Origin of the sequence: Paraburkholderia sp. BL9I2N2, from assembly GCF_004339745.1 — a bacterium.
Lineage (GTDB): Bacteria > Pseudomonadota > Gammaproteobacteria > Burkholderiales > Burkholderiaceae > Paraburkholderia.
On record NZ_SMGP01000001.1, the window covers coordinates 223939 to 245493 of the forward strand.

At 64.1% G+C, this 21555-nt stretch carries 19 protein-coding genes; 11 read left to right on the forward strand and 8 right to left on the reverse strand.

What is annotated here, in order from left to right:
- Window positions 1–40 precede the first annotated feature (40 nt).
- Window positions 41–1825: a Wzy polymerase domain-containing protein gene (locus B0G74_RS01040; protein ID WP_132373226.1), complete on the forward strand. Its 1785-nt coding sequence runs from the start codon at window positions 41–43 to the stop codon at window positions 1823–1825.
- A gap of 58 nt (window positions 1826–1883) precedes the next feature.
- On the opposite strand, the gene moaC is transcribed toward B0G74_RS01040, so the two are convergent.
- A complete protein-coding gene (moaC, locus tag B0G74_RS01045; RefSeq protein ID WP_132373228.1) occupies window positions 1884–2360 on the reverse strand; it encodes a cyclic pyranopterin monophosphate synthase MoaC in 477 nt (158 codons plus the stop codon).
- Between the two features lie 258 nt (window positions 2361–2618).
- Between moaC and B0G74_RS01050 the strand changes: the two genes are divergently transcribed.
- A complete protein-coding gene (locus B0G74_RS01050; protein ID WP_132373230.1) occupies window positions 2619–4328 on the forward strand; it encodes a M48 family metalloprotease in 1710 nt (569 codons plus the stop codon).
- Between the two features lie 20 nt (window positions 4329–4348).
- Here B0G74_RS01050 and B0G74_RS01055 read toward each other — a convergent pair whose 3' ends face one another.
- The 6 genes from B0G74_RS01055 to B0G74_RS01080 form a co-directional block, all read right to left on the reverse strand.
- Window positions 4349–4930 carry a DUF2946 family protein gene (locus B0G74_RS01055; protein WP_132373232.1) on the reverse strand — a complete coding sequence of 194 codons (582 nt, stop codon included), beginning with the start codon at window positions 4928–4930 and terminating at the stop codon, window positions 4349–4351.
- The gene (locus tag B0G74_RS01060) at window positions 4923–6047 is read right to left on the reverse strand and encodes an alpha/beta fold hydrolase (protein WP_132373234.1); all 1125 of its coding nucleotides are present in this window, start codon (window positions 6045–6047) and stop codon (window positions 4923–4925) included. The genes B0G74_RS01055 and B0G74_RS01060 overlap by 8 nt, the downstream gene beginning before the upstream one ends.
- Window positions 6048–6086: 39 nt before the next feature.
- On the reverse strand, window positions 6087–6533 hold the full coding sequence (locus B0G74_RS01065; RefSeq protein WP_132373236.1) for a nuclear transport factor 2 family protein: 447 nt from the start codon (window positions 6531–6533) through the stop codon (window positions 6087–6089).
- A gap of 169 nt (window positions 6534–6702) precedes the next feature.
- Entirely contained in the window at window positions 6703–7728 is a 1026-nt protein-coding gene (gene waaF, locus B0G74_RS01070) for a lipopolysaccharide heptosyltransferase II (RefSeq protein WP_012434242.1), read from the reverse strand.
- 344 nt (window positions 7729–8072) lie between these two features.
- Entirely contained in the window at window positions 8073–8267 is a 195-nt protein-coding gene (locus B0G74_RS01075) for a zinc-finger domain-containing protein (RefSeq protein WP_042321180.1), read from the reverse strand.
- Between the two features lie 62 nt (window positions 8268–8329).
- Window positions 8330–9253 carry a branched-chain amino acid transaminase gene (locus B0G74_RS01080; protein WP_132373238.1) on the reverse strand — a complete coding sequence of 308 codons (924 nt, stop codon included), beginning with the start codon at window positions 9251–9253 and terminating at the stop codon, window positions 8330–8332.
- A 307-nt stretch (window positions 9254–9560) separates the two neighbouring features.
- Between B0G74_RS01080 and B0G74_RS01085 the strand changes: the two genes are divergently transcribed.
- The 9 genes from B0G74_RS01085 to B0G74_RS01125 all read left to right on the forward strand — a co-directional run bounded on the left by B0G74_RS01085 (window position 9561) and on the right by B0G74_RS01125 (window position 19435).
- Window positions 9561–10307, forward strand: coding sequence for an AzlC family ABC transporter permease (locus tag B0G74_RS01085; RefSeq protein WP_132373240.1), 747 nt, complete (start codon window positions 9561–9563; stop codon window positions 10305–10307).
- On the forward strand, window positions 10304–10627 hold the full coding sequence (locus B0G74_RS01090) for an AzlD domain-containing protein (RefSeq protein ID WP_132373242.1): 324 nt from the start codon (window positions 10304–10306) through the stop codon (window positions 10625–10627). Before B0G74_RS01085 ends, B0G74_RS01090 begins: the two co-directional genes overlap by 4 nt.
- A 271-nt stretch (window positions 10628–10898) precedes the next feature.
- Window positions 10899–12092: a phosphoglycerate kinase gene (locus tag B0G74_RS01095; protein ID WP_132373244.1), complete on the forward strand. Its 1194-nt coding sequence runs from the start codon at window positions 10899–10901 to the stop codon at window positions 12090–12092.
- Window positions 12093–12546: 454 nt separating this feature from the next.
- Window positions 12547–13983 (forward strand): pyruvate kinase, encoded by a 1437-nt coding sequence (gene pyk / locus B0G74_RS01100; RefSeq protein ID WP_132373246.1) that lies wholly within the window; start codon window positions 12547–12549, stop codon window positions 13981–13983.
- Between the two features lie 328 nt (window positions 13984–14311).
- The gene (gene fba / locus B0G74_RS01105) at window positions 14312–15376 is read left to right on the forward strand and encodes a class II fructose-bisphosphate aldolase (RefSeq protein WP_132373248.1); all 1065 of its coding nucleotides are present in this window, start codon (window positions 14312–14314) and stop codon (window positions 15374–15376) included.
- A gap of 132 nt (window positions 15377–15508) precedes the next feature.
- Window positions 15509–16399 carry a phosphoribosylaminoimidazolesuccinocarboxamide synthase gene (locus tag B0G74_RS01110; RefSeq protein WP_012434235.1) on the forward strand — a complete coding sequence of 297 codons (891 nt, stop codon included), beginning with the start codon at window positions 15509–15511 and terminating at the stop codon, window positions 16397–16399.
- 156 nt (window positions 16400–16555) lie between these two features.
- On the forward strand, window positions 16556–17074 hold the full coding sequence (gene purE, locus B0G74_RS01115; protein WP_132373250.1) for a 5-(carboxyamino)imidazole ribonucleotide mutase: 519 nt from the start codon (window positions 16556–16558) through the stop codon (window positions 17072–17074).
- 113 nt (window positions 17075–17187) lie between these two features.
- Window positions 17188–18384, forward strand: coding sequence for a 5-(carboxyamino)imidazole ribonucleotide synthase (locus tag B0G74_RS01120; RefSeq protein ID WP_132373252.1), 1197 nt, complete (start codon window positions 17188–17190; stop codon window positions 18382–18384).
- Between the two features lie 10 nt (window positions 18385–18394).
- Window positions 18395–19435 (forward strand): L-threonylcarbamoyladenylate synthase, encoded by a 1041-nt coding sequence (locus B0G74_RS01125; RefSeq protein WP_132373254.1) that lies wholly within the window; start codon window positions 18395–18397, stop codon window positions 19433–19435.
- Between the two features lie 825 nt (window positions 19436–20260).
- On the opposite strand, the gene B0G74_RS01130 is transcribed toward B0G74_RS01125, so the two are convergent.
- The gene (locus tag B0G74_RS01130) at window positions 20261–21511 is read right to left on the reverse strand and encodes an SGNH/GDSL hydrolase family protein (RefSeq protein ID WP_132373256.1); all 1251 of its coding nucleotides are present in this window, start codon (window positions 21509–21511) and stop codon (window positions 20261–20263) included.
- Window positions 21512–21555: the final 44 nt, after the last annotated feature.

A 21555-nucleotide genomic window follows, 5' to 3' on the forward strand; every position in this document is an offset into this window, starting at 1 on the left:
TTGTATAGTGCGCCGGTTGCTGACGCCCACCGGTTCCTCGATGCCCACCCCTTTCGCGCGCTATCTGTCTTTCATTCTGTTGGCCCTCGCGTTGGTGCTGCCTTATGCAGTTGTCAACCATACGTATCCGATTCCGACCTTTTACGCTGAATTCACCGCGCTCGCGCTGTATCTGCTGACCGGCGCGGGCGTCGTGCTGCTGGTGGCGAGCGCCAAGCCGCGTGTGACGTTCGCGTCGCCGGTGGTCGCGCTGGTGCCGTTGCTGTTCGGGCTGCTGCTGGTGGCGCAGTCGGTGGTGTTGCCGGTGTCGCAGCCGTCGATGAACTGGCTCGGCGGCGGCTATCTGCTGGCGGCCTTCATGGCGACGCACGCCGGTTACGGCTTCACGCGCGCCAAGCTTAACGAGACCGCGTTGCGCTGGGCGGCCGGGGCGTTGATCGTCGGCGGGCTGTTTGCGGTGTTCTGCCAGATCATCCAGTTGTTTCACCTCGAAGTGCGCGTGTCGCCGCTCGTGGTCGCCTATAACGTGACCGTCGAGCGCCGGCCGTTTGGCAATATGGCGCAGGCCAATCACCTCGCCACCTATATCGCGTTTGCGATGGCGGGGGCGTTGTTCCTCGTGCAGACGCGGCGGATTGCCATCAGCATCTGGTTCCTCGTGTCGACGATTTTCGCGGTCGGCCTCGCGCTGACCGTGTCGCGTGGTCCGTGGCTGCAGATGGGCGTGATCGTCGTGGCGGGTTTCTGGATGGCGTTCGCGCAGACCCGCAATCAGTTGCAGCTACGCCGCAGCAATCGCGAATGGATCATTCCGATCGCGCTGGCCGTGCTGTTTTTCGTGATCAATGCGCTGATCCGCTGGGCCAACGTTCACTATCACCTGGAGCTCGGCCAGTCCGCCGCGGAACGCTTTCAGGATGCAGGCCAGATCGCGCCGCGCCTCGCGCTGTGGAAGTACGGCTGGACGATGTTCAAGACGCATCCGTTGCTGGGCGTCGGTTGGGGCGAATTTCCGAGCTATCAGTACGAGTTCGCGAAGACGCTCGGCGGCGTCGAGATTGCCAACAATTCGCACGACATCTTTATCGACCTGCTGGCGAAGACCGGCTTGATCGGCCTCGCGATCGTGCTGTTCGGGCTGATTACCTGGCTCATACGCGTAGTGCGCGCGCCGCAAAGCTCGGCGCGCGTGTTCGGCATTGCGTTGATCGGCGTGCTGGTCATGCACGCGCTGGTCGAATATCCGCAGCAGTACATGTTCTTCCTGTTGCCGGCGATGTTCGTGTTCGGCCTGCTGGAAACGCGGCCGCTGCGCCTCGTGCCGGCACGCCTGTCGTTCGGCGCGTTTGCCGTGGTGGTGTTCGGTGGGCTGGCCGCACTGTATCCGGTCTATCGCGACTACGCGCGCGCCGAGGTGCTGTACTACGGCCAGCGTCCTGCCGAACAGTATCGTGCGGACCCGTCGTTCCTGTTCCAGGCGTGGGGCGAGTACGGTCTCGCGACGCTCTTGCCGATGAATTCGATGGATCTGCAACACAAGCTCGCCATGCACAAACAGGCGATGGCGCTGCTGCCGGGCGAAACCGTGTTGCGTCGGTATGCGGTGCTGCAGGCGTTGAGCGGCGATCAGGCGGCGGCACTCGATACGGTCGAACGCCTGAAAATCTTCGCCACGGAACTGAAGGACTGGCCGTCGCAACTGAGCTATCTGTACGAGCTTTGCGACGAACAGAAAACGCTGACCGGTTTCAAGGCGGAACTGGTCAAGCGCTACGGCATACCGTCGGACGACGTCAATGAGGACGACGACAGCGACGAGGAGTGAGCCGCCGCGTTTGCTTCAAAGCGTTAAAGATGGAGCGGGGCGATGACGCAAACGGTCATCAATCCGCCACCCAGTCCCCCGACTTCCCGCCGTGCTTCTCCAGCACCTTCACATCGGTGATCGTCATGCCGCGATCCACCGCCTTGCACATGTCGTACACGGTCAGTAACCCGACCTGCACGGCGGTCAGCGCTTCCATCTCCACGCCCGTTCGTCCCAGCGTTTCGACCTGAACCGTGCAATGCACGCCCGGCAGCGTGTCATCGAGTTCGAAATCCACCTTGACGCGCGTCAGCGCCAGCGGATGACACAGCGGAATCAGATCGGCGGTGCGCTTCGAACCTTGAATGGCGGCGATCCGCGCGATGCCGATCACGTCGCCTTTCTTGGCGTTGCCGTCGCGAATCAGCGCGAACGTCTCCGGCAGCATGCGAATCGAGCCGCGCGCAATCGCAATGCGCTTGGTCTCCTGCTTGCCGCCGACGTCCACCATATGCGCTTGGCCGGCAGCGTCGAAATGAGTGAGTTCAGGCATGGTTGGGCTCCTTCAGAGGGCGCCTATCATAGCAGTGCGGTAAAGCCGCACGGCGGCGGCACTGCGTTTGCGCGGGCAAAAACGTGGTCAGTCATCACCCGCCGTCGGCGTGGGCGGCGAGGCATCACCGGGGACGCCCGAATCGCAATGACGCGAATCACATGAATTCCCGCGACGACTGATTACAATTGCCCTATGCCCGCTATCTTAGTCCGAGCGGCGGGCGTCGCTTTCCGACTTCGTCATATCGACCTCGCGATGCGTGCGAAACGGTTCCTTGCTGCGTTGTTGTCTGTCGCGCTGGCAGCGCCGCCGGGCGCGTTCGCGCAATCGCACGGCGTATCGAGCATGGCGCTCAACACGTTGCCCGCCGAACCACCGCTGGTCAGCGGCCCGGCCGATGCCTACGCCGATCCGCTCGTGCCGCCCGAGATCGCGCAAGGCGTGTTCGGCGTGTACGGCGGCGCGCAGAGCCGCTTCTCCGGCAATACCGGTGTGAACACCAATTGGCGTGCACCGATCGTCACGCAGCAATTACCCGATCTGGGCAGCGGCGGCTCGGGCTCGCTCACGCCGCAGGCCGAGCGCAAACTCGGCGAACGCGTGATGCGCGAGTTGCGCCGCGACCCCGACTATCTCGACGACTGGCTGGTGCGCGACTATCTGAACTCGGTTGCCGCGAAACTTGCCGCGGCGGCGAGCGCGCTGTACATCGGCGGATATCGTCCGGACTTCGATCTATTTGCCGTGCGCGACCCGCAGATCAACGCCTTCTCGCTGCCTGGCGGTTTTATCGGCGTGAACACCGGCCTGATCGTGGCCACACAGACCGAGTCCGAGTTGGCATCGGTGCTGGGTCACGAAATGGGACACGTCCTGCAACGGCACATCTCGCGCATGATCACGACCGGCGAACGCAGCACCTATGCGGCGCTCGCCGGCCTGTTGTTCGGCGTGCTTGCCGGCGTTCTCGCGCACAGCGGCGACCTGGGCAGCGCGATTGCGATCGGCGGCCAGGCGTACGCGGTCGACAACCAGTTGCGTTTCTCACGTTCCGCCGAGCACGAGGCCGACCGCGTCGGCTTTCTGCTGCTTGCCGGCGCCGGCTACGATCCTTACGCGATGACGACCTTCTTCGGCCGCCTCGATCGTGCCGCGATGAGCGACACGGGCATTCCAGCGTATGCGCGCACCCATCCGCTGACGGGCGAACGGATTGCCGACATGGAGGACCGTGCGCGCCGCGCGCCTTACCGGCAACCGCATCAATCGGCCGAATATGGTTTTGTGCGAGCGCGCGCGCGCCTGCTGCAGGACCGTTCGCGCAGCGAGTACGGCGACGAGATTTCGCGTTTGCGCTCAGAGATCGAGGACCGCACGGCGGTCAACGTCGCGGCGAACTGGTACGGCATCGCGTATGGGCAGATGCTGCTTGAGCGTTATGACGACGCGGCAGCGTCGCTGGCGTCGTCCCGCGCCGCGTTCGCGACGGGCGAGCAGGCCGAGGGCGGCACGGCGCGCAGTTCGCCGAGCCTCGACGTGTTGGCCGCCGACATCGCGCGGCGCGCCGGCCGCGACGACGAGGCCGCGCGTCTGGCCGAGTTGGCGCAGAAGCGCTGGCCGCAATCGAACGCCGCAATCGACATGCATATCCGCACCTTGCTGACCTTGCGCCGCTTTGCCAGTGCTCAGTCGCTTGCGCAAAAGGAGACTCGCGCCCAGCCCGATCAACCGGCCTGGTGGCTGTATCTCGCCCAGGCTAGCGCGGGCACGGGCGATGCGTTGACACAGCATCGTGCGATGGCCGAGAAATTCGCGCTCGAGGGAGCGTGGCCTTCGGCGATCCGGCAATTGAAGGACGCGCGAGATCTGAAGACGATCGGCTACTACGACCTCGCGACCGTCGACGCGAGGCTGCATGAGATGGAGAGCCGCTATAAGGAGGAGCGGCTGGACGAGAAGAGTTAGCCCAGCGCGCAGCCTAGTGTTTAAGCGCCAGCGGCTGCCGGACTCGGCACAAACTTGAACCGCGCAGCAACATCGCCTCGCCGCACAGCCTGCAGCGGCAACACAACCTGATTGTTCCAGCGAAACTCCCCGCTCATGGAGTCGTCCGCCAGCGTTGCATGGTCGGAAAACACCTCGAGATCGTGGTCGTGCAAGACGGCGATTCTCGGCGGCGTCGCGCTATCGGTAAACAGAATCCCGCCTTCTTCATCGATCAATACGGCTGCGGGCTCGAACGCGCCGCCCGCTTGATCCTGCAAGGCGAGCGCGCCGCCAGCATCGGCATTGGCCGACAACCTCACCACCCACGGCGTATAGCCCAACTCGACATACACGCGCTGCGGGCCGTTCTGAAAAAACCACTGGCCGCGCTCGTCGGCGTCGTAATTCCGGTTGATGAACCCGAGCAACGCTTCGTGGCGGATCGGCACACCGGGCGAACCGCTCGCCTGCGCGGCCTCGTCGCGCATGCGCCAGTTGCCGCGCCTGTCCAGCATCAGCCACCCTGTGCAACTCGGTACATTCGGCCACTTGGCCAAAGCCTGCTTGACGATGTCATCCATGATCGAGGTGTCGCTCCAGATAGCCGAACACGCGCCGCGAAAGCCAGTCGATGCGGCCCGGAAACGGCCCGGTCATAAAGCCGGCGTGGCCGCCGTGCTTGGGTTGGTCGAGTTCCACGGCCGCCGACACTTCATGCCGCGACGGCAACGCCTCAGCCGGCAGGAACGGATCGTTGCGCGCGTTCAGCACCAGCGTCGGCACCTGAATGTGCGGCAGCAGCGGACGCGTGGTCGCTGTGCTCCAGTAGTCGTCGGTATCGCGAAAGCCGTGCAGCGGCGCTGTGACCACGTTGTCGAACTCGTACATGGTGCGGCTCGCCAGCATCGCGTCACGGTCGAACAGGCCGGGAAACTGCACCAGCTTCTGTTCGGCCTTCTGCTTGAGCGTCTTCAGGAAACTGCGCGTGTAGATGAGGCCGAAGCCCTGCGACAACGCGCGGCCGCCGGCATGCACGTCGATGGGCGTCGAAATCGCCGCGGCGGCCGAGATCACCGACGCCGCGTCCTCGCGGCGTTCACCCAGCCAGCGCAGCAGCACATTGCCGCCGAGCGACACGCCGGCCGCCACGATCGGCCCGCGATGCGCGGCGCGCAAACGTCGCAGCACCCAGTCGACTTCGTTGCTATCGGCGAGATGGTAGAAGCGCGGCAACCGGTTTAACGGTCCGCTGCAACTACGAAAGTGCGGCACGACGCCGTGCCAGCCGTACTCGCGCGCGGCCGCCATCAACGAGGCGGCATAGTGCGAGCCCGAGCTGCCTTCGAGGCCGTGAAACAGCACGAAGAGCGGAGCGGTGTCGGCGGGAACGTGAGGCGAAGCGCCGGGCGTGAGCGCGGATCCGGGCTGGCCGTCATGCTGCACCCAGTCGAGATCGATGAAATCGCCATCGGGCGTGTCCCAGCGCTCGCGTCGAAACGAGACCGCGGGGCGGCGCGCGAACAGCGACGGGACGATGGTCTGCGCATGCCGGTTCGGCAGCCAGAGCGGCGCACGGTAGAGCAACTCGACGGTGGCCTCGACAGTCGCCTCGACGGCGGCCGCGGCGCGTGCCGCGCCCGAAGGAGCGGATTGATCGTGCGTCGTGCCCAAAAGGGGCTTCCTGCGGGGCGTGCTCATGCCTGCTTCAAAACAAATAAGTGAAACGCGCGGCGCGCGTCAGTGCAGCGACCCCTGGCCGTGCCGCATCTTCGTGGCGAACTGGCTGGCGGCCTCATTAGGCATCGGACTCGCGTGAATGTGCGCGATGCGCCATTCGCCGCGTTCGTGGACCATCACATAAGTCGTGAACACCATGGCGGGCGTGGCCTTCGGGTCAGCCGGCCGGTGCGCTTCGGCGATCGCATAGACCACGGTGCCGAGGCTGTCGTAGACGCGGATATCGAGCGGTTCGATGAAAACCGGCGCGGTTTCGAGCTGGATCTGCAAGCCGGCGCGAATACTGTCGAGGCCGTGCAGGTGGGAGCCGTCGGCGCAGATACAGCTCACGAACTCTTCATCGATCCACAGACCCATCAAGCTGTCGATATTGACCTCGGCGACGGCCTGGTAATAGGCGTTCAGGGTATCGACGGCGGCTTCGAAGATATGGGCAAAACGTGGCATGGCTCGTCAGTCTCTTGTGCGCGGCGCGCGGTTGCGGGACAGCGGTCAGCGGGACAGTCCGGGGCACCGGACAATCGCACCCGAGCGCCAGAATGCCCGCGCCGCAAGGCGCGAACATGACGCGACGCGCTCAGGGGCGTGCGGTGTTGCGTGCAAGTGTCAGCGGCTGTTAGCGTTGCGCGAGCAACATGCCGCGCAAATCGCCGAATACCTGCTCGGCGCTCAACTGCTTCAGGCAGTTCAGATGACCAAGCGGACACTCGCGCTCAAAACAGGGGCTGCATTCGAGATGAAGCCATTGTACCTTCGCAAGCTCGGACAAGGGCGGCGTGTGGCGCGGATCGGTCGAACCGTACACGGCTACCAGCGGCCGGCGCAGCGCGGCGGCCACGTGCATCAGACCGGAATCGTTGGTCACGACCGCGTTGGCGCGCGAGATCAGCGCGCACGCCTCGCCCAGCGCGGTCTGGCCGCACAGGTTGCGCACGTTCGGCGCTCGCTCGGCGATGGCCTGCGCGAGCGGTGCGTCTTTCGGCGAACCGAGCGCGACGATCTGCGTGTACGGGAACGACTGGCCGACCATTTGCGCGAGCGATGCGAAATGCTCGGGCGGCCAGCGCTTGGCCGGGCCGTATTCGGCGCCCGGACAGAACACCAGCAGCGGCACGCGCGTGTCGAGATTGAAGCGCGCGGAGACGCGCGACGCTTCGTTCAGGTCCGCGTCGAGGCGCGGCATCGGCAGGTCGTCGGGCAACTTGGCGCCGGGCGCGTAGGCGAGGGCGGCGTATTGGCCAACCATCGGCGGGCGCTCGTCCTTGCGCGGATTCGCGTGACGCACGTTCAACAGACCGTAGCGGCTTTCGCCGGTATAGCCGATGCGCAGCGGAATGCCCGCCATCCACGGAATCAGCGCCGACTTGAGCGAGTTCGGCAGCACGTAGGCGGCGTCGTAGCCCACGTCGCGCAAGTCGCTCGCCAACTGCCAGCGGCGCAGCATCTGCAGCTTGCCGTGCGCCAGATCTGTCGCATAGACGTCGCGGATTTCCGGCATGCGTTCGAGCACGGGCGCGACCCACGAGGGCGCGACCGCGTCGATGACGATGCGCGGATGCAATTTCACGAGGCGCGCAAACAGCGGCTGCGCCATCAATGCGTCACCGATCCAGTTCGGTGCGATAACCAACGCGCGACGCATCAGAGTGAGTGTCCGGTGTCGAAACGAAACCCCGCGCAAGCCTTGCGCGCGGCATTCGGATAAGTAAAAGGGGAAAAGCCGCACGCCGCGTGAAGCGCTTCCGGGATGGCCGGAGACGCCGCGGCGGCGGCCCTGCTGTGACGTGCCTGCTTTCGGATCGGGCGGCGAGTTCGCGTTGTGTGATCACCGTTTGCTGTGCCACCGCCGCTGGTCCGTCGCACGACAAACCAGACCGCGCAACATGCAATCGATCACGAAGCGAACCCCGCAACGCAACCCGCGGCGAAGCGGGCAGCCGACCCGGTAAGCGTCGCCACAAGCAATCCGTGCTCAATGCGCCGTGTTCAATGACCTCTGACCACTTCGCCGTCGCGCAGCTTGTAACGCGTGCTGCAGTACGGGCACTTGGCTTCGCCGTGCGTGACGTCGATGAAGACACGCGGATGCGCGCTCCAGCGCGGCATGGCCGGATTCGGGCAGTACGCAGGCAGGTCTTTTGCCGACAGTTCGACCAGCGGCATTTCCTTGATTTCGCTCATAAGACGTTCTCGTTGTATGCAGGGTGCGTGCGGCGCGCCGGTGAAGCCCGGCGCAGCGCGCGTTAGATCTTGGTCAGCCAGTGGGCGTACTTGTCGCTCTTGCCGTTCACGATGTCGAAGAAGCCTGTTTGCAGCTTCTCGGTGATCGGGCCGCGTGCGCCCGAGCCGATCGTGCGGTTGTCGAGTTCGCGGATCGGCGTGACTTCGGCGGCGGTGCCGGTGAAGAACGCTTCGTCGCAGGTATAGACCTCGTCGCGCGTAATGCGCTTTTCGATCACCTGGATGCCCGCGTCGCGCGCCAGCGTGATGACCGTGTCGCGCGTGATGCCGTCGAGGCACGACGACAGGTCCGGCGTGTACAGCTTGCCGTTGTTCACGAGGAAGAAGTTTTCGCCCGAGCCTTCCGACACGTAGCCGTCCACGTCGAGCAGCAGCGCTTCGTCGTAGCCGTCGGCGATGGCTTCCTGGTTGGCGAGGATCGAGTTCACGTACCAGCCCGACGCCTTGGCGCGGACCATCGACACGTTCACGTGATGGCGCGTGAACGACGAAGTCTTCACGCGGATGCCCTTGGCGATGCCGTCTTCACCGAGGTAAGCGCCCCACGGCCAGGCCGCGATCGCCACGTGGATGGTGTTGCCCTTGGCCGACACGCCGAGCTTTTCCGAGCCGACCCAGATGATCGGGCGCAGGTAGCAGGACTCGAGCTTGTTTTCGCGGACCACTTCGCATTGCGCGGCGGCGAGCGTTTCGTGGTCGAACGGCACGTCCATCTGAAAGATCTTGGCCGAGTTCAGCAGACGCTTGGTGTGTTCCTGCAGCCGGAAAATCGCGGTGCCGCCGTCCGCCGTCTTGTAGGCGCGTACGCCCTCGAAGACGCCCATGCCGTAATGCAGCGTGTGGGTAAGCACGTGGATCTTGGCATCGCGCCAGTCGATGAGCTTGCCATCCATCCAGATCTTGCCGTCGCGGTCGGCCATTGACATACGATTCTCCAACTGGTGCGTTATGAGTGCCCCACACCTGGCGCTTCGCGTCAGGCCCCGACGGGGCAGGAAAACCTGGGACGGCCCGGTGTTTTCCAGTGAGGTGTGCCCCAAGAGGACTTCCTTCGGGGCGTAGCGAGGACGTCATTTTAGCGTCTTTTGCACACGGAACGGGCATTTGGCCGTATTCCGGACGCTATAATCCGGCACACGCATAATTCAAATCCGAATGCGCCAGCGGGTGCTTGACGACCTGGCGCTGACTTCCCATCGTTGCTGCGCCCTTGCGCGCCCGCGTTTCGCCCCCATGCTCGCTCGCCTGTCAGATATCGATCGCCGTGCCTTCCGCGAAGGCGCGCGCGACTATTCGCCCACGCTGATGGCGATTTTCTCCTGGGGCCTCGTCACCGGCATTGCCATGAGCAAATCGGTGCTCACGTTGCCGCAGGCGCTCACCATGTCGCTGCTGTGCTACGCCGGTTCGTCGCAACTGGCGGTGCTGCCGCTGCTCGCCGCCAAGCTGCCGGTCTGGACCGTGCTGCTCACGGCCGCGATGGTCAATACGCGTTTCGTGATCTTCAGCGTTGGTCTCGCGCCGCATTTCTCCTATCTGTCGATGTGGCGGCGCATCGTGCTCGGCTATTTCAACGGCGACGTGATCTACCTGCTGTTCCAGAAGAAGAGCTTCCCGACCGGCTATGTGCCGGGCAAGGAGGCGTATTTCTGGGGCATGGCGATATGCAGCTGGCTGTCGTGGCAGGTGTCGTCGATTGCAGGCATTTTGCTGGCGAGTCTGATTCCCGATAACTGGGGCCTCGCGCTGGCGGGCACGCTGGCGTTGCTGCCCATCATGGTGTCGGCGATCGCGACGCGCTCCACACTGGTCGCGGTCAGCGTCGCCGGCGTGGTGTCGCTGCTCGCATTCGACCTGCCGTACCGGCTCGCGCTGCCGCTCGCGGTGATCGCGGCGATCGTCGCCGGCAGTGCCGCCGACCTGATGGTCGAGCGCGCCGACTTGCGCCGCATCCGTAACAGCGCCGGAGATTCCCGATGACATCCACCCAGATCTGGCTGGCCATTTTCGGCATGACTTTCGTCACCGCCCTGACACGCGCGATGTTTCTAATCGGCGGCGAGCGCACCGTTTTGCCGGCGCGGGTTCAGCGCATGCTCCGCTATGCGCCGGCCGCGGCGCTCGCCGCCGTGGTCCTGCCGGACGTGCTGGCAACGCCCGACGGCCTGTCCTTCGCGCCGTCGAACCATGAGTTCTACGCCACGCTGTCAGGTCTAGCGTGGTTTTTGTGGCGGCGCACCATGCTCGGCACGATTGTCGTCGGAATGGTTGTGTTCACGTTGTTGCGTCTCTTCATGTGATTGAAGAAGCGGGAAATGTTGCGTCGCGGCATCGGCGCCGCAACGGCCAAATACGGGACATTCGCCCGGTCGCGGGTCAGAAGGCTGTGTGGATCAGTTAAAATGGTTGTTTCCGGGATGAGCGCGCCGCTGCAAGGCGCGCGGGCCGCGGCTCTGCCGCCGGCACCCGATTCAGTGGAGCCGCTGCCGTGCCTGAGCGCTGGAGTTCACCGCGCTTGAGTGCCGCGCGTCGTCCGCCACCGCCTTCTCATCAACTCGCACACACACGCCCATGAACAAGGTATTGCGTCTCTCCGATCTGATCGCCGAAGGCAAGCTATCCGGCAAACGCGTGTTCATCCGCGCCGATCTGAACGTGCCGCAGGACGATCAAGGCAACATCACCGAAGACACCCGTATCCGCGCCTCCGTGCCGGCCATCAAGGCTGCGCTCGACGCAGGCGCCGCCGTGATGGTCACGTCGCACTTGGGCCGTCCGACCGAGGGCGACTTCAAGCCGGAAGATTCGCTGGCGCCGGTCGCGAAGCGTCTGGCCGAACTGCTCGGCCGTGACGTGCCGCTGGTGGCGAACTGGGTCGAAAACGGCGTGAGCGTCGCGCCGGGCTCGGTCGTGCTGCTGGAAAACTGCCGCGTCAACAAGGGCGAAAAGAAGGATTCCGACGAGCTCGCGCAGAAAATGGCGAAGCTCTGCGACATCTACGTGAACGACGCGTTCGGCACCGCGCACCGCGCTGAAGCGACCACGCATGGCATCGCCAAATACGCGCCCATCGCGTGCGCCGGCCCGCTGCTGGCCGCCGAACTCGAAGCGCTCGGCACGGCGCTGGGCGCGCCGAAGCGTCCGCTGGTGGCGATCGTCGCCGGCTCGAAGGTGTCGACCAAACTGACCATTCTGAAGTCGCTCGCCGACAAGGTCGATCAACTGATCGTGGGCGGCGGCATCGCCAACACGTTCATGCTGGCCGCCGGCCTGAAGATCGGCAAGTCGCTCGCCGAAGCCGATCTGCTGAACGAAGCCAAAGCCATCATCGACGCCGCGAAAGCGCGCGGCGCCTCTGTGCCGATCCCGACCGACGTGGTCACGGCCAAGGAGTTTTCGCCGACCGCCAAGGCCGAAGTCAAGGCCGTCGCCGACGTTCAAGACGACGACATGATTCTCGACATCGGACCGGAAACGGCCAAGGTGCTCGCCGCGCAACTGGAAAAGGCCGGCACGATCGTGTGGAACGGCCCGGTCGGCGTGTTCGAATTCGACCAGTTCGGCAACGGCACGAAGACGCTCGCGGACGCCATCGCCAAGTCGTCGGCGTTCTCGATTGCCGGCGGCGGCGATACGCTTGCCGCGATCGCCAAGTACGGCATCCACGACAAGGTCAGCTATATCTCGACGGGCGGCGGCGCCTTCCTCGAGTTCCTCGAAGGCAAGAAGCTGCCGGCCGTCGAAGTTCTGGAATCGCGGGCTTAACGTGGTAACGCGCTCCCCAACGGCAAAGTCTGCAAAAGCGCGTGGCGGCAAGCCGCGCAACACCGCAGCAGCAACGGCAGGGGAGCGCGCGGCGCGCTCCGCAGCCACTCCGGCAGCGGCCGAATCTGCGGTTGATGCCGCGGTCGGTTCAGTTAGCCAGCAGCAAGAAGAATCCGGGTCGCCCCTCGCGCTCGCGGAATTGACCACTGCCAGTGAGGCGGCGGAATTGTCCAGCGCAGATGCTGTGCAGACCGCCTCCCCATCCGCAGAACTCCCCGACGAAGAACTCGCCCCTCAACCGGCGCCCCCCGTGCTGGTATCGAATACCGCTTCACACTATAAAGCGACGCTGGTTTCAACCGGCGCGCAGCCCCCGGCAGCATCCTTCGGTGCGCAGCCTCCGCATCCGACTCGCAGCGCTCTTTCCAGCGATCTCACCCAGACGAGGAGACTCATGCATCGCGCCACCAAGATTGTCGCCACCATCGGCCCGGCTTCCAATACGCCGGAAATCCTGCTGCAAATGATTCAGGCGGGGCTGGACGTGGTGCGGCTCAATTTCTCGCACGGCACCGCCGACGACCACCGCCAGCGCGCCGATTTCGTGCGCGAGGCGGCCCGCCAGGCCGGCCGCGAAGTCGCCATCATGGCGGACCTGCAAGGCCCGAAAATCCGGGTCGGCAAATTTGAAAACGGCAAGATCATGCTCGTCGCCAGCGAGCCGTTCATCCTCGACGCCGACTGCGAACTCGGCAACGAGCAGCGCGCCGGTCTCGACTACAAAGACCTGCCGCGCGACCTGAAACCGGGCGACGTGCTGTTGCTCAACGACGGCCTGATCGTGCTGAACGTCTCGCGCGTGATCGGCAATGAGATCCACACGGTCGTCAAGATCGGCGGCGAGCTGTCGAACAACAAGGGCATCAACCGCCAGGGCGGCGGCTTGTCCGCGCCGGCGCTGACCGCCAAGGATATGGAAGACATTCGCACCGCCATGTCGCTTGGCGTCGATTATGTCGCGGTGTCGTTCCCGAAGAACGCCACCGACATGGAAATGGCCCGCCAGCTGGCGAACATCGCCGGCGCGCCGTTCGGCATCAAGCCGAAGATGATCGCCAAAATCGAGCGCGCGGAAGCCATTCCGGCGCTGCAAGGCATCCTCGACGCATCGGACGGCATCATGGTCGCGCGCGGCGACTTGGCCGTGGAAGTGGGGAATGCCGCAGTCCCCGCGCTGCAAAAGCGGATGATCCGTATGGCGCGCGAATCGAACAAGTTCGTGATCACCGCCACGCAGATGATGGAGTCGATGATCCACGCGCCGGTGCCGACCCGCGCCGAAGTGTCGGACGTCGCCAACGCCGTGCTGGACGGCACGGACGCGGTGATGCTGTCGGCGGAATCCGCGGCGGGCAAGTATCCGGTGCAGACCATCGAGACCATGGCGGCGATCTGTATTGAAGCCGAGAAGTCGGAGCAGTCGGAGCTGGACAAGGATTTCCTCGACCGCACGTTCACGCGGATCGACCAGTCGATCGCGATGGGTGCGCTGTTCACGGCGTTTCATCTCGGCGCGAAGGCGATCGTGGCGTTGACCGAATCCGGCTCGACCGCGCTGTGGATGTCGCGCCATTGGACCCACGTGCCGATTTTCGCGCTCACGCCGCGGGTCGGCAGCGAGCGGGCCATGGCGCTGTACCGCAACGTGACTTCGCTGCATCTGGACACCAACACCGACCGCGACACCGCGTTGCAGCAGGCGTTGGAGACCGTGGTCAGCAAGGGCTACGCGTCACGCGGCGACATGGTGGTGCTGACCGTCGGCGAGCCGATGGGTCAGGCCGGCGGCACGAATACGCTGAAGATCGTGCGGGTCGGCGAACCGTATTGACCATGCAGCAACCATTCTGCGTGGGATCGGAGCGCGCTGCGTGGGACCGGAGTCAGTGCTGAAGCACTCACTCCGGATCGACAAAGCGCTGAAGCGCTAGCTCCGATCGACACAGCAGACTGCTCGATCGGCACGGGGTCTGATTGGGCGAAGCAGGCTGGCATGCTCCGCGAGAGGCGGCGCACAGGCTCAAATCGCGCTTTGCAGCGGCAAGGACCGCGCCGCGCTTTAGAGAATGTGTGAACGGGTATGCAGCTTGCTTCGCGATAAAATCGCCCAAAAAGATGCCGACGGCACAAGAATTCGTTTCAATCTATGGAGTTACAGCATGCCTCTCGTATCAATGCGTCAACTGCTGGACCACGCCGCTGAAAACGGCTACGGCCTTCCGGCATTCAACGTGAACAATCTGGAGCAAGTGCAGGCAATCATGGCGGCGGCCGACAAGGTCAACGCCCCGGTTATCATGCAGGCGTCGGCCGGCGCGCGTAAGTACGCGGGCGAAGCGTTTCTGCGCCACCTGATCGAAGCCGCGGTCGAGTCGTATCCGCATATTCCGGTCGTGATGCACCAGGACCACGGGCAGTCGCCGGCGGTCTGCATGGCGGCAATCCGCAGCGGTTTCACCAGCGTGATGATGGACGGTTCGCTCGAAGCCGACGGCAAGACGGTCGCTTCGTACGAGTACAACGTGGACGTGTCGCGCAAGGTCGTGGAAGCGGCGCACTCGATCGGCATCACGGTGGAAGCGGAACTGGGCGTGCTCGGTTCGCTGGAAACCATGAAGGGCGACAAGGAAGACGGTCACGGCGCGGAAGGCACGATGACGCGCGAGCAGCTGTTGACCGATCCGGAGCAGGCTGCCGACTTCGTCAAGCTGACCCAGTGCGACGCGCTGGCCATCGCGATCGGTACGTCGCACGGCGCCTACAAGTTCAGCAAGAAGCCCACGGGCGACATTCTGTCGATCCAGCGCATCAAGGAAATCCACCAGCGCATTCCGAACACGCACCTGGTGATGCACGGTTCGTCGTCGGTGCCGCAGGAACTGCTGGCTGAAATCCGCGAATTCGGCGGCGACATGAAGGAAACTTACGGCGTGCCGGTCGAGGAAATCCAGGAGGGCATCAAGAACGGCGTGCGCAAGGTCAATATCGACACCGACCTGCGTCTGGCCATCACCGGTGCGATCCGCCGCTACATGGCGACCAACCCGGGCAAGTTCGATCCGCGCGATTACCTGAAGCCGGCGCGCGAAGCGGCGATGAAGATCTGCGTCGAGCGCTATATGCAATTCGGCTGCGAAGGCCAGGCCGGCAAGATCAAGCCGGTCACGCTTGATAAAATCGCGGAGAAGTACAAATCGGGCGAGCTCGCGCAAGTCGTCCGCTAAGCTGTCAACATGCACTGCACCTGGCCGTTTGGCCAGGTTGTCGTTAGATCGCCGTTCCCGCATCATCCGGGGAACGGCGTTTCCCTTTTGTTCCGGTCACACTTTTTGCCTCACTTTTAGCGAACCACGACGATGTCTACCCTCTACGAATCCACGCTCCGCTCGCTGCCGCTGCTCGGCCGCGGTAAAGTCCGCGACAACTATGCGGTGGGCAACGACCAGTTGCTGATCGTCACGACCGACCGTCTGTCGGCGTTCGACGTCATCATGGGCGAGCCGATTCCGAATAAGGGACGCGTGCTCAATGAAATGGCGAACTTCTGGTTCGAGAAACTCAAGCACGTGGTGCCGAACCACCTCACGGGCGTCGCGCCCGAATCCGTGGTGGCGGCGGACGAAGTCGAGCAGGTCAAGGGCCGCGCGGTCGTCGTGAAGCGCCTCGAGCCGATTCTCGTCGAAGCCGTGGTGCGCGGCTATCTGGCCGGCAGCGGCTGGAAAGACTACCAGGCAACCGGTTCGGTGTGCGGCGTGGAATTGCCGCCGGGTCTGCAGAACGCGCAGAAGCTGCCCGAGCCGATCTTCACGCCGGCAGCCAAGGCCGAAATGGGCCATCACGACGAAAACATCACCTACAACGAGATGGAGCGCCGCATCGGCACCGAACTGTCGGCTACGATCCGCGACATCTCGATCAAGCTGTACAAGGAAGCCGCTGATTACGCGGCCACGCGCGGCATCATCATCGCGGATACGAAGTTCGAATTCGGTCTGGACAACCACGGCAAGCTGTATCTGATGGACGAGGCGCTGACCGCGGATTCGTCGCGCTTCTGGCCGGCCGATCAGTATCAGGTCGGCACCAATCCGCCGTCGTTCGACAAGCAGTTCGTGCGCGACTGGCTCGAAACTCAGCCGTGGAAGAAAGAGCCGCCGGCGCCGAAGTTACCGGACGACGTGGTCACGAAGACGGGCGAGAAGTACCAGGAAGCGCTCGAACGCCTGACCGGACATAAGCTCGCCTGATTACGCGCACCGGTTGGATCTGCTCCGCGTGAGAAAGCGCGGGGCCGCCCGCAAATTTTCCGCTGCGCAGTAAGTCCCCTTTGCGGGTCACCCGTTCGGGGCCGGGCGCGAAGCGACAGGTTCTGGGGCGCTCTCAAGAAACAAGGAAGCCGTAAGATGAGTGAAGCACAAACCGCCCATACGCATGGCGCGCCGGTTATCGGTGTGCTGATGGGCTCCAGTTCCGACTGGGAAGTCATGAAGAACGCCGTGGCCATTCTGCAGGAGTTCGGCGTGCCCTACGAAGCGAAGGTCGTGTCCGCGCACCGCATGCCCGACGAAATGTTCGCCTATGCTGAAAGCGCGCGTGAGCGTGGCATTCGCGCGATCATCGCCGGCGCGGGCGGCGCGGCGCATCTGCCGGGCATGCTGGCCGCCAAGACCACGGTGCCGGTGCTCGGTGTGCCGGTGGCGAGCAAGTACCTGAAGGGCGTCGATTCGTTGCATTCGATCGTGCAGATGCCCAAGGGCGTGCCGGTCGCCACGTTCGCGATCGGCGAAGCAGGCGCGGCGAACGCGGCGCTGTTCGCGGTGTCGTTGTTGAGCGGCACGAGCGACGAGTATGCGGAGAAACTGGCTGCGTTCCGCGTGCGCCAGAACGAAGCGGCCCACGCCATGGTGTTGCCGGCGCTGTAGGCGCACAGACTGATTGCTTGAAGACGTCCCCCTGTCCGACCCCCGGCTGGGTGCCTGCCATCGCATTGCACGCACGCATTGCACACAGCACCCGGCCGCGACCGACCACTAAGATGAACCCAGACAACACACCGGTTTCACCGATTCTGCCCGGCGCATGGCTTGGCATGGTCGGTGGCGGCCAGCTCGGCCGCATGTTCTGTTTCGCCGCTCAGGCCATGGGCTACCGCGTCGCCGTGCTCGATCCGGACGAAAACAGTCCGGCGGGCGCCGTTGCCGACCGCCATTTGCGCGCGGCCTACGACGACGAAACGTCGCTGACCGAACTCGCGCGGCTGTGCGCGGCGGTGTCGACCGAATTCGAGAACGTGCCGGCCGCGAGCCTCGACTTCCTCGCGCGGACTACCTTCGTGAGTCCGGCTGGACGCTGCGTCGCCGTGGCCCAGGACCGCATTGCCGAGAAACGCTTCATCGCGTCATCGGGCGTGACGGTTGCGCCGCACGTGGTGATCGAATCGTCGGATGCGCTGGCCGCGCTCGACGACGCGAAGCTCGAAGCCGTGCTGCCGGGCATTCTCAAGACTGCCCGCATGGGCTACGACGGCAAAGGCCAGATTCGCGTGCGCAACGCGGAGGAAGTACGCGAGGCGCATGCGTCGCTCGGCGGCGTGCCGTGCGTGCTGGAAAAGCGTTTGCCGTTGAAGTTCGAAGTGTCCGCGTTGATCGCGCGGGCGGCGAGCGGCGCGTCGGTGGTCTATCCGCTCGCGCAGAACACGCATCGCGACGGCGTGCTGTCGCACACCATCGTCCCGGCACCGGACGCGAGTCCCACGCTGGTCCAGCAGGCGCAACAGGCTGCGTTGCAAATCGCCGACAAGCTCGGTTATGTGGGCGTGCTGTGCGTCGAGTTCTTCATTCTCGAAGATGGTTCGCTGGTGGCCAATGAAATGGCGCCGCGCCCGCACAATTCCGGCCACTACACCGTCGACGCCTGCGCGACCAGCCAGTTCGAACAACAGGTGCGCGCCATGACCGGCATGCCGCTTGGCGACACGCGCCAGCATTCACCGGCCGTCATGCTTAACATTCTCGGCGACGTGTGGTTCCCGGACGGCCCGAAGCGCGCGGCCGTCACGCCGCCGTGGCACGAAGTCGCCGCTATGCCGGCAGCGCGTCTGCATCTGTATGGCAAGGAAGAGGCGCGCTGCGGCCGCAAGATGGGTCACGTGAACTTCACGGCGGCCACGCTCGAAGAAGCCCGCACGGCCGGACGCGATTGCGCGCGGCTGCTGCACATCCTCACGAGCTGACACGAGCGCCATGCCGGATCAACAGAAAGCCGCCGAGGGCGCATTGCCTGTGAGCGCCGCGCAGATCGAACACGCGGCGGCACTGCTCGACGCGGGAGGCCTGGTCGCGTTTCCTACGGAGACCGTGTACGGCCTTGGCGGCGACGCCGAGAGTCCCGACGCGGTTGCGCGCATTTACGCGGCGAAGGGCAGGCCGGCGAATCATCCGGTGATCGTGCATCTCGCGCCGCAAGGCGATCCGAACTACTGGGTCGAACATTTGCCCGCGGAGGCGCAGCGGCTGATCGACGCGTTCTGGCCAGGGCCGCTCACGCTGATCCTCAAGCGCGCCGCGCGCATTCCCGCGGCGGTTAGCGGCGGGCAGGATTCAGTGGGGCTGCGCTGCCCGTCGCATCCTGTCGCGCAAGCATTGCTCGATGCGTTCAGCGCATTGCGCAACGGGCATGGCGGCGTGGCGGCGCCGTCGGCGAATCGGTTCGGACATGTGAGCCCGACGACGGCGCAACATGTGCGCGACGAGTTCGGCGACGCGATTCATGTGCTGGACGGCGGCGCGTCGGACGTCGGTATCGAATCGACCATTCTGGATTTGTCGCGCGGCTTTCCGGCGCTGTTGAGGCCGGGGCGTGTGACCCCGCAAGATATCGCCGACGTGCTTGGCGAGGCGCCGCGCCTGCCGGACGGCTCGGATGCGACCGCGCCGCGGGCTTCCGGCACGCTGAAGGCGCACTACGCGCCGCGCACGCCGTTGGCGCTATTGCCCTTCGTCGCGCTGGAGCCTTTGCTTGCCGCGCGGCAAGAGGATGAGCGCGTGGCGTTGGTGGCGCGCGTGTCGCGTGCTGGGCATTGGGCAGATGCTGAAGGCGTGCATTTCATTGCCGCGCCTGAAGATCCGCATGTCTATGCGCGTGAACTGTATGGCTTGTTGAGGGCTCTCGATCGCGCGAATGTCACGCGGATTCTGATTGAGAAGCTGCCGGATACGATTGAGTGGATTGCTGTTAATGATCGGTTAGGGCGCGCTGCGGCTGCTTTTGAAGCGCAAGGGTGATGGGTTGGGGTTTTTGCTCGTCAGGCGCTTATGTCTGGTTGCTTGCGGTGTTGGCCTTTCCTTGATTTGGTATTGGTCTATTAGCGTTGCCCCTGTGCGGGGCGGCACTTACTTTCTTTGCTTGCCGCAAAGAAAGTAAGCAAAGAAAGCGGCCCAAACCTTAATTCATAAGCGGGTCTCTCGCGCAGTCGCGGTAGTGGTGCATCTGGAATCCGTGTTCTCGCATATTCACCGTGACTGACAATGCGCTCATCAGCTCCCACTCCGCACTACGTGCGTCGCGGATGGGTATGCATGGGAAACCAGCGCTTCGTTTTGCGTCGCAGGGACGGTCGGCGTCGTTTCGACGAGTCGACAGTGCGCTCATAGGCAAACCCAAGCGCTGCGCGAATCCGTGTGTCGAAGTCGCGACGGCCGCAATGACAGTCCCTGCCGCCGGGCAACACGCGAGAGCAAAAACCAGCAGACGGTTTATGAAGTGCCCATCGGCGCGCGCAGCGCCGCCGGAAGAATGATTGCCTTGTCACTTGGGTGGAAAGTGCGACACGACGGATTCCAGATGTGCCACTACCATGACTGTGCGAGGGATCCGCTTATGAGCTGGCGGTGTGAAGCCGCTTTCTTTGCTTACTTTCTTTGCGGCAAGCAAAGAAAGTAAGTGCCGCCCCGCACAGGGGCGACGCTAATAGACCAATAACAAATCAAGGAAAGGCCAAAATCCCAGATCAAGGAAAGGCCAAAATCCCAGATCAAGGAAAGGCCAAAATCCCAGATCAAGAAAAGGCCACGCCGCAAACCCCCACCCGCAGCGCGGCCCTCCTCAATTTACTTCCCCAACCCAGTCGCAGCGATCTGCTGCTGCACATACTGCGCGAACAACGCGTGCAGATGAGTGCTCGGATGAACCGTATCCGCAAACATATAAGTCTGGTCGGCACCAGCCACCGTATAAGTCTGCGGCGAGCAGAACAGCGACGAGCCGAACTGCGCGCCATACTGAGCCGGCGTCAGCCCGTTCGTCGCGCTCGGATTAGCTGTAGCGTACGCGGTTGCGTTGTTCTGCATCGACGTCAGGTTACAAGCCGTGCCGGTGTTGGACACCGTGAAGCCCAGCGCCTGATAGTTCGGCAACTGCTGATCTATCCACGTGAACGCATCGGCCACGATGACCTTGCCCGTACCCACCAGACCGAGTGCCGTCAGGTTCTGGACCAGCAGGTAGTTATACGCCGCGGTAACCCCCGACAGCAGTGCAGCCGTGCCAGGCGTGCTCACGTTGGCTGCAACGCCGAGCGGCGTATTGCCGATGTCCGGCACCGTCGACACCACCACGTGAGTCGCGCCCGAGTTGACAATTTTCTGGACTTGCGCGGCGAGCTGGGTGGCGGCCTGCGCGATCTGCGGATTGGCCAACTGCTGCAGGTAGCCGACGATGAACGCCACCTGGCCTGCCTGCGAGTTGGGCAGTTTGCCGGCCTGCACGAGCAGCGGATATTGCGTCTGTAGCGCGGCGCCGAGCGCCGTCAGATTGGCGGTGGTCCCCGCGAACTGGAAGATGTCGTTCGCACCGCCGTTGATCAGCACGAGCTGGTTCGCGTTGAAGCTCGTATGCGCGCCCAGGTAGTTGGCCACCTGCGTCACCACCGGTACGGTCGTCGCGGCCATGTTGTTGGGCGCCCAACCTTGGCCTTGAGCATTGACGACGTCCGAGCCGCCTTGCGCATAGCCCAAGCCACCCGTTGCGACCAGCGGCTTGCCGAAGCCGCCGAGGTACGCTGCGGTCAACGTGTCGCCGTAGTACTCAGCGACCTTCTGGGTCCACACTTCACCCGGGTTCGTCGTGAAGCGGCCGCCGCCGAAGCTCCCCTGAATTACCGGCGCGTACGTGCCGACATCCGACAAGCTGTCGCCGAACGACACGACCTGCAATTTGACGCCGCCCGCAGGCGTGCTGCTCGCATTGTTGTTGTTGTCGCTACCCCCGCCGCAAGCCGCAAGCAGGGCGAACGCCGTGCTCGCCATGGCGATCTGCGTCACGCGCAGCCAATGTTGTTTCCTCGATCCTGTTTGCTTCATGTTGACTACATCTCCTCGTATGTGTGGCCCTTATGCCATGTGTT

What these genes read in the sequence shown, in the direction of transcription:
- moaC (WP_132373228.1), bottom strand. Translation starts at nt 2,360, where the DNA reads ATGCCTGAACTCACTCATTTCGACGCTGCCGGCCAAGCGCATATGGTG.
- B0G74_RS01065 (WP_132373236.1), bottom strand. Translation starts at nt 6,533, where the DNA reads ATGCCACGTTTTGCCCATATCTTCGAAGCCGCCGTCGATACCCTGAAC.
- fba (WP_132373248.1), top strand. Translation starts at nt 14,312, where the DNA reads ATGCCTCTCGTATCAATGCGTCAACTGCTGGACCACGCCGCTGAAAAC.
- pyk (WP_132373246.1), top strand. Translation starts at nt 12,547, where the DNA reads ATGCATCGCGCCACCAAGATTGTCGCCACCATCGGCCCGGCTTCCAAT.
- B0G74_RS01060 (WP_132373234.1), bottom strand. Translation starts at nt 6,047, where the DNA reads ATGAGCACGCCCCGCAGGAAGCCCCTTTTGGGCACGACGCACGATCAA.
- purE (WP_132373250.1), top strand. Translation starts at nt 16,556, where the DNA reads ATGAGTGAAGCACAAACCGCCCATACGCATGGCGCGCCGGTTATCGGT.
- B0G74_RS01125 (WP_132373254.1), top strand. Translation starts at nt 18,395, where the DNA reads ATGCCGGATCAACAGAAAGCCGCCGAGGGCGCATTGCCTGTGAGCGCC.
- B0G74_RS01085 (WP_132373240.1), top strand. Translation starts at nt 9,561, where the DNA reads ATGCTCGCTCGCCTGTCAGATATCGATCGCCGTGCCTTCCGCGAAGGC.
- B0G74_RS01050 (WP_132373230.1), top strand. Translation starts at nt 2,619, where the DNA reads ATGCGTGCGAAACGGTTCCTTGCTGCGTTGTTGTCTGTCGCGCTGGCA.
- B0G74_RS01040 (WP_132373226.1), top strand. Translation starts at nt 41, where the DNA reads ATGCCCACCCCTTTCGCGCGCTATCTGTCTTTCATTCTGTTGGCCCTC.
- B0G74_RS01055 (WP_132373232.1), bottom strand. Translation starts at nt 4,930, where the DNA reads ATGGATGACATCGTCAAGCAGGCTTTGGCCAAGTGGCCGAATGTACCG.
- B0G74_RS01075 (WP_042321180.1), bottom strand. Translation starts at nt 8,267, where the DNA reads ATGAGCGAAATCAAGGAAATGCCGCTGGTCGAACTGTCGGCAAAAGAC.
- B0G74_RS01095 (WP_132373244.1), top strand. Translation starts at nt 10,899, where the DNA reads ATGAACAAGGTATTGCGTCTCTCCGATCTGATCGCCGAAGGCAAGCTA.
- B0G74_RS01120 (WP_132373252.1), top strand. Translation starts at nt 17,188, where the DNA reads ATGAACCCAGACAACACACCGGTTTCACCGATTCTGCCCGGCGCATGG.
- waaF (WP_012434242.1), bottom strand. Translation starts at nt 7,728, where the DNA reads ATGCGTCGCGCGTTGGTTATCGCACCGAACTGGATCGGTGACGCATTG.
- B0G74_RS01090 (WP_132373242.1), top strand. Translation starts at nt 10,304, where the DNA reads ATGACATCCACCCAGATCTGGCTGGCCATTTTCGGCATGACTTTCGTC.
- B0G74_RS01110 (WP_012434235.1), top strand. Translation starts at nt 15,509, where the DNA reads ATGTCTACCCTCTACGAATCCACGCTCCGCTCGCTGCCGCTGCTCGGC.
- B0G74_RS01130 (WP_132373256.1), bottom strand. Translation starts at nt 21,511, where the DNA reads ATGAAGCAAACAGGATCGAGGAAACAACATTGGCTGCGCGTGACGCAG.
- B0G74_RS01080 (WP_132373238.1), bottom strand. Translation starts at nt 9,253, where the DNA reads ATGTCAATGGCCGACCGCGACGGCAAGATCTGGATGGATGGCAAGCTC.